The organism is Prochlorococcus sp. (genome assembly GCF_965655815.1).
Lineage (GTDB): Bacteria > Cyanobacteriota > Cyanobacteriia > PCC-6307 > Cyanobiaceae > Prochlorococcus_A > Prochlorococcus_A pastoris.
The window spans coordinates 202245-215510 of record NZ_CBFHHZ010000001.1 but is presented as its reverse complement, the minus strand read 5'-3'; the positions used below and the strand labels follow the sequence as shown (position 1 = coordinate 215510).

The 13266-nt window shown below is 32.8% G+C and carries 14 protein-coding genes; 5 read left to right on the top strand and 9 right to left on the bottom strand.

The window, feature by feature from the left end:
• Positions 1-2: 2 nt before the first annotated feature.
• The 3 genes from dnaB to ACTF45_RS01120 are packed head-to-tail and all read right to left on the bottom strand — an operon-like array spanning position 3 to position 2858.
• On the bottom strand, positions 3-1385 hold the full coding sequence (gene dnaB, locus ACTF45_RS01130; RefSeq protein WP_011133301.1) for a replicative DNA helicase: 1383 nt from the start codon (positions 1383-1385) through the stop codon (positions 3-5).
• A gap of 58 nt (positions 1386-1443) precedes the next feature.
• Positions 1444-1899 (bottom strand): 50S ribosomal protein L9, encoded by a 456-nt coding sequence (gene rplI, locus ACTF45_RS01125; protein ID WP_011133300.1) that lies wholly within the window; start codon positions 1897-1899, stop codon positions 1444-1446.
• 20 nt (positions 1900-1919) lie between these two features.
• On the bottom strand, positions 1920-2858 hold the full coding sequence (locus tag ACTF45_RS01120) for an acyl-CoA desaturase (protein ID WP_438949190.1): 939 nt from the start codon (positions 2856-2858) through the stop codon (positions 1920-1922).
• A gap of 76 nt (positions 2859-2934) precedes the next feature.
• Here ACTF45_RS01120 and ACTF45_RS01115 point away from each other — a divergent pair, with 76 nt between their 5' ends.
• From ACTF45_RS01115 to ACTF45_RS01095, 5 genes are all read left to right on the top strand, one after another.
• Positions 2935-3642 (top strand): hypothetical protein, encoded by a 708-nt coding sequence (locus ACTF45_RS01115; protein WP_288346593.1) that lies wholly within the window; start codon positions 2935-2937, stop codon positions 3640-3642.
• 4 nt (positions 3643-3646) lie between these two features.
• The gene (locus ACTF45_RS01110) at positions 3647-4936 is read left to right on the top strand and encodes an aminotransferase class I/II-fold pyridoxal phosphate-dependent enzyme (RefSeq protein ID WP_288346594.1); all 1290 of its coding nucleotides are present in this window, start codon (positions 3647-3649) and stop codon (positions 4934-4936) included.
• 8 nt (positions 4937-4944) lie between these two features.
• Positions 4945-5334, top strand: coding sequence for a glycine cleavage system protein GcvH (gene gcvH / locus ACTF45_RS01105; protein WP_438949189.1), 390 nt, complete (start codon positions 4945-4947; stop codon positions 5332-5334).
• 46 nt (positions 5335-5380) lie between these two features.
• Complete coding sequence (gene gcvP, locus ACTF45_RS01100; RefSeq protein WP_288346596.1) at positions 5381-8290, top strand: aminomethyl-transferring glycine dehydrogenase; 2910 nt, start codon at positions 5381-5383, stop codon at positions 8288-8290.
• A gap of 131 nt (positions 8291-8421) precedes the next feature.
• Positions 8422-8673 (top strand): hypothetical protein, encoded by a 252-nt coding sequence (locus ACTF45_RS01095; RefSeq protein WP_288346597.1) that lies wholly within the window; start codon positions 8422-8424, stop codon positions 8671-8673.
• An 11-nt stretch (positions 8674-8684) separates the two neighbouring features.
• Here ACTF45_RS01095 and ACTF45_RS01090 read toward each other — a convergent pair whose 3' ends face one another.
• The 6 genes from ACTF45_RS01090 to rpmI all read right to left on the bottom strand — a co-directional run bounded on the left by ACTF45_RS01090 (position 8685) and on the right by rpmI (position 13175).
• Positions 8685-9818, bottom strand: a complete 1134-nt coding sequence (locus ACTF45_RS01090; RefSeq protein ID WP_288346598.1) for a glycosyltransferase family 4 protein — start codon at positions 9816-9818, stop codon at positions 8685-8687.
• A 28-nt stretch (positions 9819-9846) separates the two neighbouring features.
• Positions 9847-11040, bottom strand: a complete 1194-nt coding sequence (locus ACTF45_RS01085) for an NAD-dependent epimerase/dehydratase family protein (protein ID WP_288346599.1) — start codon at positions 11038-11040, stop codon at positions 9847-9849.
• A gap of 166 nt (positions 11041-11206) precedes the next feature.
• On the bottom strand, positions 11207-12004 hold the full coding sequence (locus tag ACTF45_RS01080; protein ID WP_288346600.1) for a thiazole synthase: 798 nt from the start codon (positions 12002-12004) through the stop codon (positions 11207-11209).
• 1 nt (position 12005) lies between these two features.
• The gene (locus tag ACTF45_RS01075) at positions 12006-12563 is read right to left on the bottom strand and encodes a hypothetical protein (protein ID WP_438949188.1); all 558 of its coding nucleotides are present in this window, start codon (positions 12561-12563) and stop codon (positions 12006-12008) included.
• Positions 12564-12600: 37 nt separating this feature from the next.
• Positions 12601-12948, bottom strand: coding sequence for a 50S ribosomal protein L20 (gene rplT, locus ACTF45_RS01070; protein WP_288346601.1), 348 nt, complete (start codon positions 12946-12948; stop codon positions 12601-12603).
• Between the two features lie 29 nt (positions 12949-12977).
• The gene (gene rpmI, locus ACTF45_RS01065; protein ID WP_011133288.1) at positions 12978-13175 is read right to left on the bottom strand and encodes a 50S ribosomal protein L35; all 198 of its coding nucleotides are present in this window, start codon (positions 13173-13175) and stop codon (positions 12978-12980) included.
• Positions 13176-13266 lie beyond the last annotated feature (91 nt).

Genomic DNA, 13266 nt, shown 5'->3' with positions numbered 1-13266 from the left:
GATTAGTTGGCTAAGTTTCTAAATCTTGTAAATTGGGGTTCAAATAATAATTTAACAGTTCCAACAGGACCGTTTCTGTGTTTCGTGACAATAATTTCAGTTATTCCTCTGTCTTCAGTTTCTGGATTGTAATACTCATCTCTGTAAATCATTAATACTAAGTCGGCATCTTGTTCTATAGATCCGGATTCTCTAAGGTCACTTAACATAGGTCTTTTATTTGTTCTTGATTCAACTCCTCTACTTAATTGAGATAAAGCAACTACTGGTACTTTTAACTCTCTTGCCATACTTTTGAGACCTCTAGTGATACGAGATAGCTCTTGAACTCTGTTATCAGGTGTTGTACCCTCCATTAGTTGTAAGTAGTCAATAACTATTAATCCAAGTTCTTTTTTCTGCTCAGCTATTAATCTTCTGCATAGAGACCTCATTTCTAAAACACTTAAATTAGGCTTATCATCAATAAAAATTGGCAGTTGACCTAAAGAGTTAATTCCTTCTCCAAGTAAAGGCCATTCTTCTTGTTGTAGTCTTCCGGTTCTTAATCTTCCGCTTTCTATACCCACTTCCATAGAAAGTAATCTATATGTAAGTTGTTCTTTGCTCATCTCAAGGCTAAATACACAAACTGGAAGATCCTGAGATTGAGCTACATTTTTTGCTAGGTTTAAAACCATTGAAGTTTTTCCCATTGAAGGTCTTCCTGCCACAATTATTAGATCACTCCTTTGAAAGCCTTGAGTCATTGCGTCAAGGTCATAAAAATTTACTGGAATACCAGCTACAGATGTTCCTAATGATCTGGACTCTATTTCATTAAAAGTACTTGTAAGAATTTCTGCCGCTTGGGTCAGACCTTTTGTTGGTTTTTCTTGACTAATTTCAAAAATTTTCTGTTCTGCCTTATCTAAAACTTCATTGGTTTCTTGTGTTTGATCAAAACCTAGTTGAACAACCTCATTCCCAGATCGGATGAGTTGCCTCCTTATAAATTTATCACTAATTAAATTAGCAACTTGTTCTATTGAAGCTGTTGAAGAAACATTTTCTACAAGTTCTACTAATTTAGAATTCCCTCCAATTTTTTCAAGTGATCCATTGTCAGCAAGCCACGCACTCATTGAAGTTAGATCTGTAGGTTTGCCTTGTGTATGCAACATTAAGGCGGTTTTATATATCTCTTGATGAGCATTTATATAAAAGGCTTCTGGTTTAATCAAGTCTGCAATTCTTCCTATCGCATCAGGATCAAGTAAGATTCCTCCTAAAACAGCTTCTTCTGCTTGAATATTTTGGGGAGGAACTAAACCAGCGTTTTCATTATTAAAGTCCTTTTTAAAATTCTTATTAGACCCATTATTTGAAAAAGGAACTGAAACCATTTACTTAAAGACTTAGATATATACTCTGACTACTTTTCCGAATAATGCAACAAAGTTATTAACTTGTTACTTCAATGTTTACTTCCGCACTTACTTCTTGATGTAGTTTTATCTTTGCAACGAAAGAACCTAAATTATGAATATCTGGGACAGTTATGTCTCTCCTATCAATATCTTTTTTCGTAGCTGCCTCTATAGCTTCAGCAACATCTCCATTAGTAACAGTTCCAAAAAGGACACCATCTTCTCCAACTTGTTTCTTGATTGTAAATCTACCAATAGTTGCTAGTGCAGTTTTAAAGTCAATAGCTTCTTGTTTTACTTTCTCTGCAGCAATTTTTTCTTTTGCTCTTTTTCGTTCAATTTGTTTCAGAATTGAAGGAGTTACATTAGCTGCTTTACCAAATGGTAATAAAAAATTCCTTGCATAACCAGGCGCTACTTCTACTACATCACCATCTCTACCAAGAGTGGCAACTGATTCTGTTAAAACGACTTTTACTCTTTTAGCCATGAAAATATTTATTTATATATTTAATAATAAGACCTAGAGGGTAATTTTACTTTTTTTGCGAATCCTAATTTGGCAAGAATCTTAATATGTTCCCATGTTAAATCAATTTGGCCTCTAAATAATCCCTGTCTAGCTGAATTAGGAAATGCATGATGATTATTATGCCATCCTTCTCCAAATGTTAAAGCTGCAACCCAAGCATTATTTTTTGATCCATCTCCACTGTCAAAAGGAGCTTTTCCCCAACAATGGGTAGCTGAGTTTACTAACCACGTAATGTGATAAACCACTACAAGTCTTAGAGGTATTCCCCATAATACTAATGCCCATCCTCCAACACCTAATTTTTGCCCTATCGCATATAAACATAAGCCAATAGGAATTTGTAAAAAGAGAAAATATTTATTAAGGAATCTATAATATGGATCCTTAATTAAATCTGCACTTAATTTTGGTACTGCTTTTAATGCCTCAACATCTTTAAACATCCAACCCATATGACTCCACCAAAATCCTCTCTTACTATTGTGATGATCAACTTCTGTGTCTGAGAAAGAGTGGTGGTGCCTGTGTAGACCAACCCAATCTATTGGTCCATGCTGGCAGCTGATAGCTCCACATGTAGCAAAAAATCTCTCCAACCATTTTGGGACAACAAACGATCTATGGGAAAGTAAACGATGATAACCCAAAGTGACTCCAAGACAAGCAGTCAACCAGTAAAAGAAAAATAATGCAGTTACTGCAGGCATGCTCCAAAACTGAGGTTGTAATGCCACTAAGGATAATAAATGGATGGCAATCATAAAAAAGATTGTTCCCCATGTTTTGTGTAATCTTGGTGGATATCTCTTAGAGTGACTAGATGGTTCAAGTAATTTATCCGAAAGTTCTATAACTTTTTCTGCAGGGACAGGTTTTTTTAATTTGGCTGTTTCTTGGAAGATAACTGATTTCATAATATTGGAAAAACTATTTTCAAAAAGGCCGATATGTAATATTATCATACTATACTATTGATTATTTTAATTATCCGTGAGCTTAGGATATCGCGATAAATTATTGAAGGGTCGAAGAGCGATGGCTCATTTGATTCATCTTTGGCATGAGAGGAATGGTTGGTCTCACAGGGTTTTACCCTTGCTTTCTGAAATACTTGATTTAGGAAGAGTACATAATTCTCAGATTTCAAATCTTAGAAATGGAAAGTTATCATCGCCTGGTCCGGAAGTTTTTCTTGCACTAGCACAGGTTAATACGATTCTTGATCAAGGCATAGAATCGATAAGGGATCAATTAGAAAAGAATCATCCAGAATTATGGAGGTCATTACAAGATTCTGCTCTTCCATTAAAAAATGATGCTGATAATCCTTTGTCAGCTGGAGAATTATTTGAAATTTTTTCTGGATTAAAACCGCTTCCATTGTCATTTGATTGGTATATAGAGGATTCTGAAGCGTCTGCGTTAAGTGATGCTCTTTCTGATCATTTTTGTCAAAATAGGCCTTGGAGATCTTGTAAAACAATCATTATGGATGCGTACACAGTTTCTAAGACACTAAGAAGAGATCGTTTTGCAGAAGTGATAGCGGGAATAAAAGATTTTACAGCCGAAGAATTAGATGGTGAATTGTTAGATCTTTACGAGACCTCAAAAAAACTTTCTTATTTCAATGGAGGAGGACCCAATACTTTTCTTACATACTTAAGAGATATAGCTTCACAAAAAAAGAAAGTTTAAGAGAATGAAAAATAAAAATTATAATTATAAGTTAGCCGAAGAAATGGTTATATCTGTGGAAGAAGGTTTAAAGGGTATTTTTAATGAAAGATCAAATCAAATCTATTACAAATTAAATAATATCTTGAAAATTTTTAAAGAAGAAAAAGTCTCAACTAGTCACTTTAATCAATCTACAGGTAGCGGACATGATGATTTATCTAGGCAAAAGATTGATGAGGTATTTGCAAAATTTTTTCAAGCAGAAAAATCAGCTGTCAGGATGCAATTTGTAAGTGGGACTCATGCTATAAGCTCCGTTCTTTTTGGTATTTTACGGCCAGGGGATTTAATGTTATCTGTAACTGGAACTCCTTACGATACATTGGAGGAAGTGATCGGTATAAGAGGAAAGGGCAAAGGTTCTTTATTAGATTTAGGAGTTGAATATCGTCAAATTAGTATGGATGAAAAAACAAATTCCTACGAAGATAAATTAGTAGATTTTTTTAAACATAATAAATGTAAACTAGTATTTATCCAGAAAAGTTGTGGTTATAGTTGGAGAAAATCTTTAAATAATAATCAAATAAAACAAATTTGTAATCTTGTTCATTCACTTAATCCTGAGACTATTTGTTTTGTGGATAATTGTTATGGAGAACTTGTAGAAGATAGTGAACCAATTATTAATGGCGCAAATATAATCGCTGGATCGCTAATTAAAAATTTGGGTGGGACTATTGTTCCTACTGGCGGATATATTGCAGGTGATTATGAATTAGTTGAAATGGCATGTTGTAGATTGACCGCACCAGGAATTGGTGCCGATGCAGGAATTAATTTTGGTTACGGAAGATTAATTCTGCAGGGATTATTTTTAGCACCACAAATGGTGCACGAATCTTTAAAAGGTGCTGATTTGGTAGCTGCAGTATTTAAAAAACTAGGTTTTATTGTTTTACCCGAGCCTAAATCGTACAGATCAGACATCATTCAAGCAGTTAGATTAAATAATCCACACTTAATACAAAAAGTATGTCAGTCCTTTCAAAATTCTTCACCGATAGATTCTTTTTTAAATGTTATTCCTTCTCCAATGAGTGGTTATGATTCAAATTTATTAATGTCTGGAGGTACGTTTATTGAAGGAAGTACAAGTGAATTTTCAGCTGATGCTCCTTTAAGAGATCCATTTAATATTTTTATTCAAGGTGGTTCTCACATTGCTCACATCAAAATTGCTTTAATTCAATTAGTATTTGAATTATTAGAAGAAAATCTAATTGAAAAGGAATCTCTCATTTTTCCATAAATTTTATTATGTCTTATAAGTTTCCAAATTACCTAAGATATGCTGATACACATGAATATGTGCAGGAAGAAAATGGATTGTTTAAAATTGGTGTTAGTGAGTTTGCTATTGATCAATTAGGAGACATTGTTTTTGTTGAATTAGTTGAGAAGGGAACTAATTTACAAAAAGGAGAAACTTTTGGAACAATTGAATCTGTCAAGGCTGTTGAAGAAGTTTACCTTCCTTTTTCAGGAGAAGTGATTTCTGTAAATGAAGGAGTTATTGATAATCCAGAAATTTTGCAACATGATCCAATTGGTGATGGATGGTTGCTAATTATTAAATCAGAATCAAATGTTTTGTTAGACGAATTAATGAATTCAGATGAATATAAATCAAAGGTTGTTCCGAATTAAAGCAAATTTCTAAAAACCGGCTATTTTAAAGAAAAATAAATTAAATATGAATCCCAAAAGTAACTCGGATTTATTTATTGATAGACATCTTGGATTGAAGGATAATGATGAAAAAAAAATGCTTCAGAAACTTGGTTTTAACAATATAGATGAATTTATTCATAAAGTTATTCCTGAGGATATTCAGTTAAAAGAAAAATGTTCAGATGTCTTGCCAAAAGGATGTTCTGAAATTGAGGCATTGAACGAATTAGAAGAAATATCTAATAAAAATAATAAATTTAGATCTTTAATTGGACTTGGATATTACGGAACACATACCCCTAAAGTTGTACAAAGGCATGTGTTAGAAAACCCCAGGTGGTATACCGCTTATACCCCTTATCAAGCTGAAATTGCTCAAGGCAGATTAGAAGCTTTGTTTAATTTTCAAACTTTAATTTGTGAATTAACCGGTTTCTCCATAGCTAATGCATCTCTTTTAGATGAGGGAACAGCTGCTGCAGAAGCAATGACAATGAGTTTTTCTTCAAGGAAAAATAAGTCTTCAAATACTTTCTTAGTAGATGAAAATGTTTTTGACCATACATTTAATGTTTTATTGACGAGAGCTAAACCATTAGGAATTAAGTTAAAACGTTTTAACCAAAAGTACTTTAATAATCATGATGATGTTTTTGGTCTCTTAATCCAGCTTCCTGGTAAAAATGGAGATTTATTTGATCCAACATTTTTAATCTCCCAAGCTCATAAAGCAGAAATAGTGGTCACATCAATTATTGATCCTCTTGCGCAGGTTTTAATAAAACCAATAGCTCAATTTGGAGTTGACATAGCTGTAGGAAGTTTGCAAAGATTTGGAGTCCCAATGGGCTTTGGTGGTCCTCATGCAGCATTTTTTGCATGTACTGAAAAATATAAAAGACTTATACCAGGAAGAATCGTAGGACAAACTCTATCTAGAAATGGGGAACAATCGCTGAGATTGGCATTGCAAACAAGAGAACAACATATAAGAAGAGAAAAGGCGACTAGTAATATTTGTACAGCTCAATCTTTATTAGCAATAATATCTTCTTTTTATGCCACATATCATGGGTCTTCAGGATTAACAAAAATGGCTAAGAGATTAGTTGTTTTAAGACGATATCTAGAATCTTTACTTTCTGAGTTAGGTTTAAAAATACCTCTTGGGAGTAGGTTCGATAGTTTTGATATTTACTGTGAGGAATCTGAAAAGATTCATAAAGAAGCTCTAAAAAACGGATTCAACTTTAGAATTTTACCTTTGGGTTCATCGATCGAGGAATCTAAAGGATTTGGAATTTCCCTAGATGAGCTTACTGATAAAAATGAAATCCATAAGATAGTAACTTGCGTAGCAAATGGGCTAGGAAGAAAAGAAGATTTAACGCACATTACATTTAATAATTGTTTTCAGTTTGAGGGTATTCCCCTAAGAAATAAAGAATGGATGAAACAAAATGTATTTGAAAATTATCAAAGTGAGACTGATTTAATGAGGTACATTTTTAAGCTTGCTGAGAAAGATTTTTCACTGGTTGATGGAATGATTCCACTAGGAAGTTGTACGATGAAATTAAATTCTGCAGCAGAGCTTAGTCCAATTTCATGGGCTAATTTATCGTCAATTCACCCTTTCGCTCCAGCTAATCAAACAAATGGTTATTCAAAAATAATAAGCGATCTTGAGAAATGGATTAGTGACCTAATTGGCTTGAATTCAGTTTCATTTCAACCCAATGCAGGTTCTCAAGGTGAGTTTGCGGGTCTATTGGCAATTAATTCTTACTTCTCTTCAAAAGGTGATTTATTAAGAAAAAAATGCCTAATACCACAAAGTGCTCATGGAACAAATCCTGCTAGCGCGGTGATGGCAGGATTTGATGTTGTAACTATTAAATGTGATTCTGAGGGTAATATTTCTTATGAGGATTTATTAATTAAGGTCAAGGAATTTGATAATACTATTGGTGCATTAATGTTAACTTATCCCTCTACTCATGGAGTTTTTGAATTAAAAATCAGAGAAATATGTGACTTAATTCATTCAGTTGGTGCATTTGTTTATTTGGATGGAGCAAATCTTAATGCTCAGGTCGGATTATGCAGGCCTGGTGATTATGGAGTGGATGTTTGCCATTTAAATTTACATAAAACATTTTGTATCCCTCATGGAGGTGGTGGTCCTGGAGTTGGTCCAGTTGCAACATCTGAAACTTTAAGTCCTTTCCTTCCTTCCCATTCTTTGAAAGATAATACTTTTAGTCAATTCGGTTATTCTGTATCTTCTTCACAGCATGGAAGTGCAAGCATTCTTCCAATAAGCTGGATGTACATAAAGATGGCTGGTCAAAGTGGTTTAAGAAAGGCCAGTAGTCATGCAATATTGTCAGCAAATTATATTGCTAATACATTAAAAAATAAATTTAAGATTTTATATAAAGGACAAAATAATTTTGTCGCACATGAATGTATCCTTGATTTTAGAGAGTTGAAGTCAAAAACAGGTTTAAGTGTAAATGATATAGCTAAGAGATTAATAGATTATAGCTTTCATGCTCCAACGATAAGTTGGCCAGTTCCTGAGACTATAATGATAGAGCCTACTGAAAGTGAAAGTTTGACGGAGTTAAATAGATTTTGTGAAGCTATGCTCTTAATAAGCGAAGAAATTGAAGAAATTGAAAATAATATTAATCTCAGAAATAATAATTTAATTAGTAATGCTCCTCATACTATAAATGAGTTGATTTCAGATAATTGGAATTATCCTTATTCAAAAGAAAAGGCTGCATATCCGTATAAAGGTAAATTCGAACATAAATTCTGGTCTTCTGTATCAAGAATTGATAATGCTTATGGAGATAGAAATTTAATTTGTTCTTGTAATGTCAACGATAAAGATTCTTTAGATAACAAAAAATGTGCATAAAGACTAGCATTCTTCTTGTTTTTTAGTTAACGTAAAAATTGAATAAAAAATTTACTATTTTCTTATAGAATTTTTTTAGATTTTTTTATTATTATTATCAAGCATCAAATTTATTTGGGGTATTTGAAGCTATGAGCAAAGATTTTAAATCTGGTAATGTTAAGCGCTTGCCAATTAATAATTTGAATTTACCAAATTTTGTTAATAATTCCTTAGGGAATAATACAAAGGTAAATTCTGTTGAAGGGACTAATGTAATTAGAGTACCATTTGGAAAAAGATTTCCTAAAAAACAGAGGCCCGATAAGAATCAAAATATAGCTACTTTAATACTCCCAATTAATACATTTATTAATCCTACTCCACCCCCATATGTGGCTTAATTTATAGAAATTTAGGAAATGTTTTCAAGTGTTTCTGCATAATATTTTTGTAATTGAAGAGTAGCTTGGTTCCAGTCCCATTGTTCAGCCTCTTTCCTAGCTTCTTTTCTCATAGCTTCTTTTTTATTCTTATCTGCAAGGATTTTTTTAGTAGCCTCAATTAAACTTCTTTCTCCATTGTCTTTTTCATCTGGGTTATATAAACAACCATTTATTCCATTATTGATAATGTCTGGGATACCACCTTTGTTAGCACCTATTACTGGGCATCCTGCAGCCATTGCTTCTAACAATACTAACCCGAGAGTTTCTGTGCTTGATGGGAATAAGAATATATCTCCGGATGCGTATGCACTGGCTAGCTCTTTACCAGATAAGTAACCTATGAAATTTGTTTTTGTGTTTTCAAAAATCTTTTCCAACTGCCCTCTGTAGGGACCATCTCCTACTAGAGCGAGACATGCTCCGGGTATATTATCTAATACAGGCTTAATTCTTTCAATTTGCTTTTCTGCTGATAATCTACCTACATAAATCAAAAGTGAATCCGTATTTTGATATTTTCCAAATAATTTTTCTCTCATTTTTTCGCTTCGTAATTCTGGTCTGAAGTTTTCAGTGTCGACACCCCTTTGCCATAAAGCAGTCCTCTGTATTCCTTTATCTTCAAGTTCATTAACCATTGCAGTTGAGGTACAAAGATTTAATAAGGCTTGATTATGAGCTGCTTTTAACAACTCCCATAAAAGGGGTTCTAACATTCCCATTCCGTAGTGTTCAAGATATTTCGGAAGATGTGTATGGTAACTTGCAATTAGAGGAATATTATTTGTTTTTGCTAGCCATATGCCTCCAAGTCCAAGTACAGCGGGATTAACTACATGTACTAAGTCTGGCTTGAATTCTTCTAACTTATCAGAGACTGCAGGGCCAGGTAAGCCTAATTTTAATTCAGGATATAAAGGTAGAGGCATTGCAGCAACTCCTACTATTGTTGCTCCTTTATAAGATTCAGGACATCCCTCAGGACAAAATACTATAACTTCATCACCATTTTTTGTTAAAAATTCGATGGTCTTAGTTAGTCTTGTTACTATTCCGTCAACTTTAGGTAGAAAAGTTTCAGTAAAGAATGCTATTTTCACTTTTTTAAGTTAGATATTAAAACTATTTTTAATTAGTTTTTATTGCTTTAGCCTGTTTTTTCGTCCAAGTTGAAATACAAGGAATTCTTTTTTTATCACATCTCATAGAGTATTTTTTAGCTACTTCAACAACTTCTTCTAATAAGCCATTATCAAGAGTGGTGGGATTAAGCCCCAATTCTATGAAACATTTATTATCAACTATTAAATCATTTTCGACAGCTTCATTTCGAGGATTTGGTAAATAATTGATTTCGGCTCCAGTAAGAGAAGCAACTTTTTTAGCTAATTCTCCAACCTGGTGACTTTCTGTCATTTGATTGAAAATTTTTACTCGTTCGCCAGATTTTGGAGGATTTTCTAGAGCTAGTTGGACGCATTTTACTGAATCTTTAATATGTATAAAAGCTCTTGTCTGTCCTCCTGTCCCATGCACAGTAAGGGGATATCCGATCGCTGCTTGCATGAGAAATCTATTAAGAACTGTACCGTAATCGCCGTCGTAATCGAATCTATTTGTCAATCTTGGATCTTTTAATGTTGTTTCTGTATTTGTGCCCCAAACAATGCCTTGATGTAAATCTGTGATTCTAATCAAGTCGTTTTTGTTGTAATAAAGAAATAATAATTGATCTAATGTCTTTGTCATATGATAAACGCTGCCAGGACTGGCGGGATGAAGAATTTCTTCTTCAAAACGACTTCCATCTGGTTGAGGCACTTCAACTTTTAAATAACCTTCAGGAATTGTTGCACCTCTATGTGATCCATATCCATATACTCCCATGGTTCCTAAATGAACAATATGAATATCTAAATTACTTTCTACAATTGCAGCAAGTAAATTATGAGTACCATTCACATTATTATCAACTGTATATCTTTTGGTAAAACTTGATTTCATTGAGTAAGGTGCAGCCCTTTGTTCAGCAAAATGCACAATTGAATCAGGTTTTTCCTCAATAAGTAAATTTAGTAATTTTTGATATTGTTTCGAAAGATCAATATTAATAAATTTTATTGGTTTTCCACCAGTCTCTTCCCATGCAGAAAGTCTTTCATTTATTGAAGAAATTGGGGTTAACGATTCCACTTCAAGATCAATATCTATTTTTCTGCGACTTAGGTTGTCAACTATAATTACTTCATGATTTTGTTCTGCTAAATTCACCGCACAAGGCCAACCGCAAAAACCATCTCCGCCAAGAACAATTACTTTCACTCAAAACTCCAGAATTAAAATGTCATTTTATATTTATTAAATTACTACAGAGTGCTTCCAAAATGCGAAAAAAGATTGTAAAAAGTTTCAAATCTTTTCTCTTTAATTAATAAATTGGCTATTCTTGCAATTTTTTTAATATTAAAATTATTTTTAAAGAATCAAATTACTTTATTGAAATATTTTTTTCAGGTGAACTAGCGTTTGCTAACTTCTGCTTTTCAATTCTTCCAGCTAAAAAAGCGTCTCTTCCTGCTTTTACACCATAATTCATCGCTTTAGCCATTTTTAACGGGTTTTTAGCTAATGCGATAGCACTATTGATTAAAACTCCATCTGCTCCAAGTTCCATAGCCTGAGAAGCTTCACTAGGTACACCTATGCCGGCATCAATTATGACAGGAATATTAGAATTTTCAATGATTATGGATATATTAGATAAATTTAAAAGGCCTTGACCAGAGCCTATAGGTGATCCTAATGGCATCACAGTCGAACAACCTATCTCCTCTAACTTTTTAGCTAATATTGGATCAGCATTTATATATGGAAGAACAATAAAATCTTTATTTATCAATATTTCAGCTGCTTTAAGGGTTTCAATAGGATCAGGTAATAAATATTTTTTGTCAGGAATAACTTCTAATTTGACGAAATTATTTTCTTCTTGACCTGATAATTTGGCAAGTTCTCTTCCTAAAATTGCTATTCTGATTGCTTCGTCTGAATTGGTACAACCAGCAGTATTAGGAAGCATCCAGAATTTTTTCCAGTCAATTTTTTCCAGTAAATTTTCTCCATTTTGATTATTTTGAATTCTTCTCACTGCGACAGTGACTATTTCAGATTCAGTATTAGCTAAACTCTCTATCATTACTTCTGAAGACGTATATTTTCCTGTACCAACCATCAACCTACTTGAGAAGTTTTTGCCTCCAATTTGTAAACATGAATCTTCTTTCATTTTAAAATCCTTTATCTTTTATTCCTTTGAAAGGTGTGTAATTATTTCTTTTTTCAAGTTCTTTGCTCTTTTTAATTGCTGTTTTGTTATTTGGATCTATTACTAAAACTTTCGTATAAGTTGCATATGCCAAATCATATTCCAGCAGTCGTTGTTGTGCGGATGCCAGATTATTTAAAGCGACTGTATATTCAGGGAGTGATTTTATAGCTGAGTTATAGTGCTTGATTGCTTTTTTAAACTCATTTTGTGCTGCATAAGAAAAACCAAGAGCATTTTCAATAATAGCTTTTGCTTCGTCTGGTTCATTATCATAAGATTCAACAGCTTTCAGAAAAGTCTTAGAGGCCTCTGTATATAACCTTTTTTTAATTTGGATAGAGCCAAATTCATATAATTCAGAAGCTTTTGTTAGTGAATTAAGGCCTTTTTGCTCAAATTTTACTAAATTTAATTCTTCCTTTCTTGTCCTAAGAAATTGTCGAAATACAAAAATAGAGATTATTATAAGTACTATAAAAAGTATGATCAAATAGGATTGAAAGGAAGATATTTCCATTACTTATAAGATATTTTGTAAAATTTTATTTTTTAATTTAATTGTTTACGGTAGAAACTATTTTTTCAAAACATTGTGGATCGCTTAAAGCTAATTGTGCAAGCATTTTTCTATTGATAATTATGTCAGAGTTCTTCATCCCATTAATTAATTTGCTGTAATTTGTGCCATTAATTCTTGCCGAGGCATTTATTCTTGAGATCCAAAGTCTTCTGAAATCTCTTTTTCTTCTTCTTCTATCTCTATAAGCGTTGCAGAGAGCTTTCATTACTCTTTGATTTGCTGTTCTAAAAAGATTTTTATTTCCTCCTCTGAAACCTTTAGCAAGGTTTAAGATTTTGTTTCTTCTTTTTCTGGCTATGTTGCCTCTTTTAACGCGTGCCATAAATTTATTTAAAAGTAATTTGAATGCTCTTAAGCGTAAGGAATCATTAATTTTACATTATCAGCATCTCTTTCATCAACAACAGCTTTTGTTTTAAGATGTCTCTTCAATTTTGAGCTTTTGTGATCTAATAAATGATTATGGAAAGCTCTTCTTCTAGTAAATTTACCCGTAGCAGTAGCTTTAAATCTTTTAGCTGCTGATTTACGAGTTTTAAGTTTAGACATTTCCCTTGATAATGTTTAATCTAGATAATCTAAACCTTTATATGCATTGGTGCAAATTAAAGTTTTGAATTGAAAAGGTAATGTTGAAATT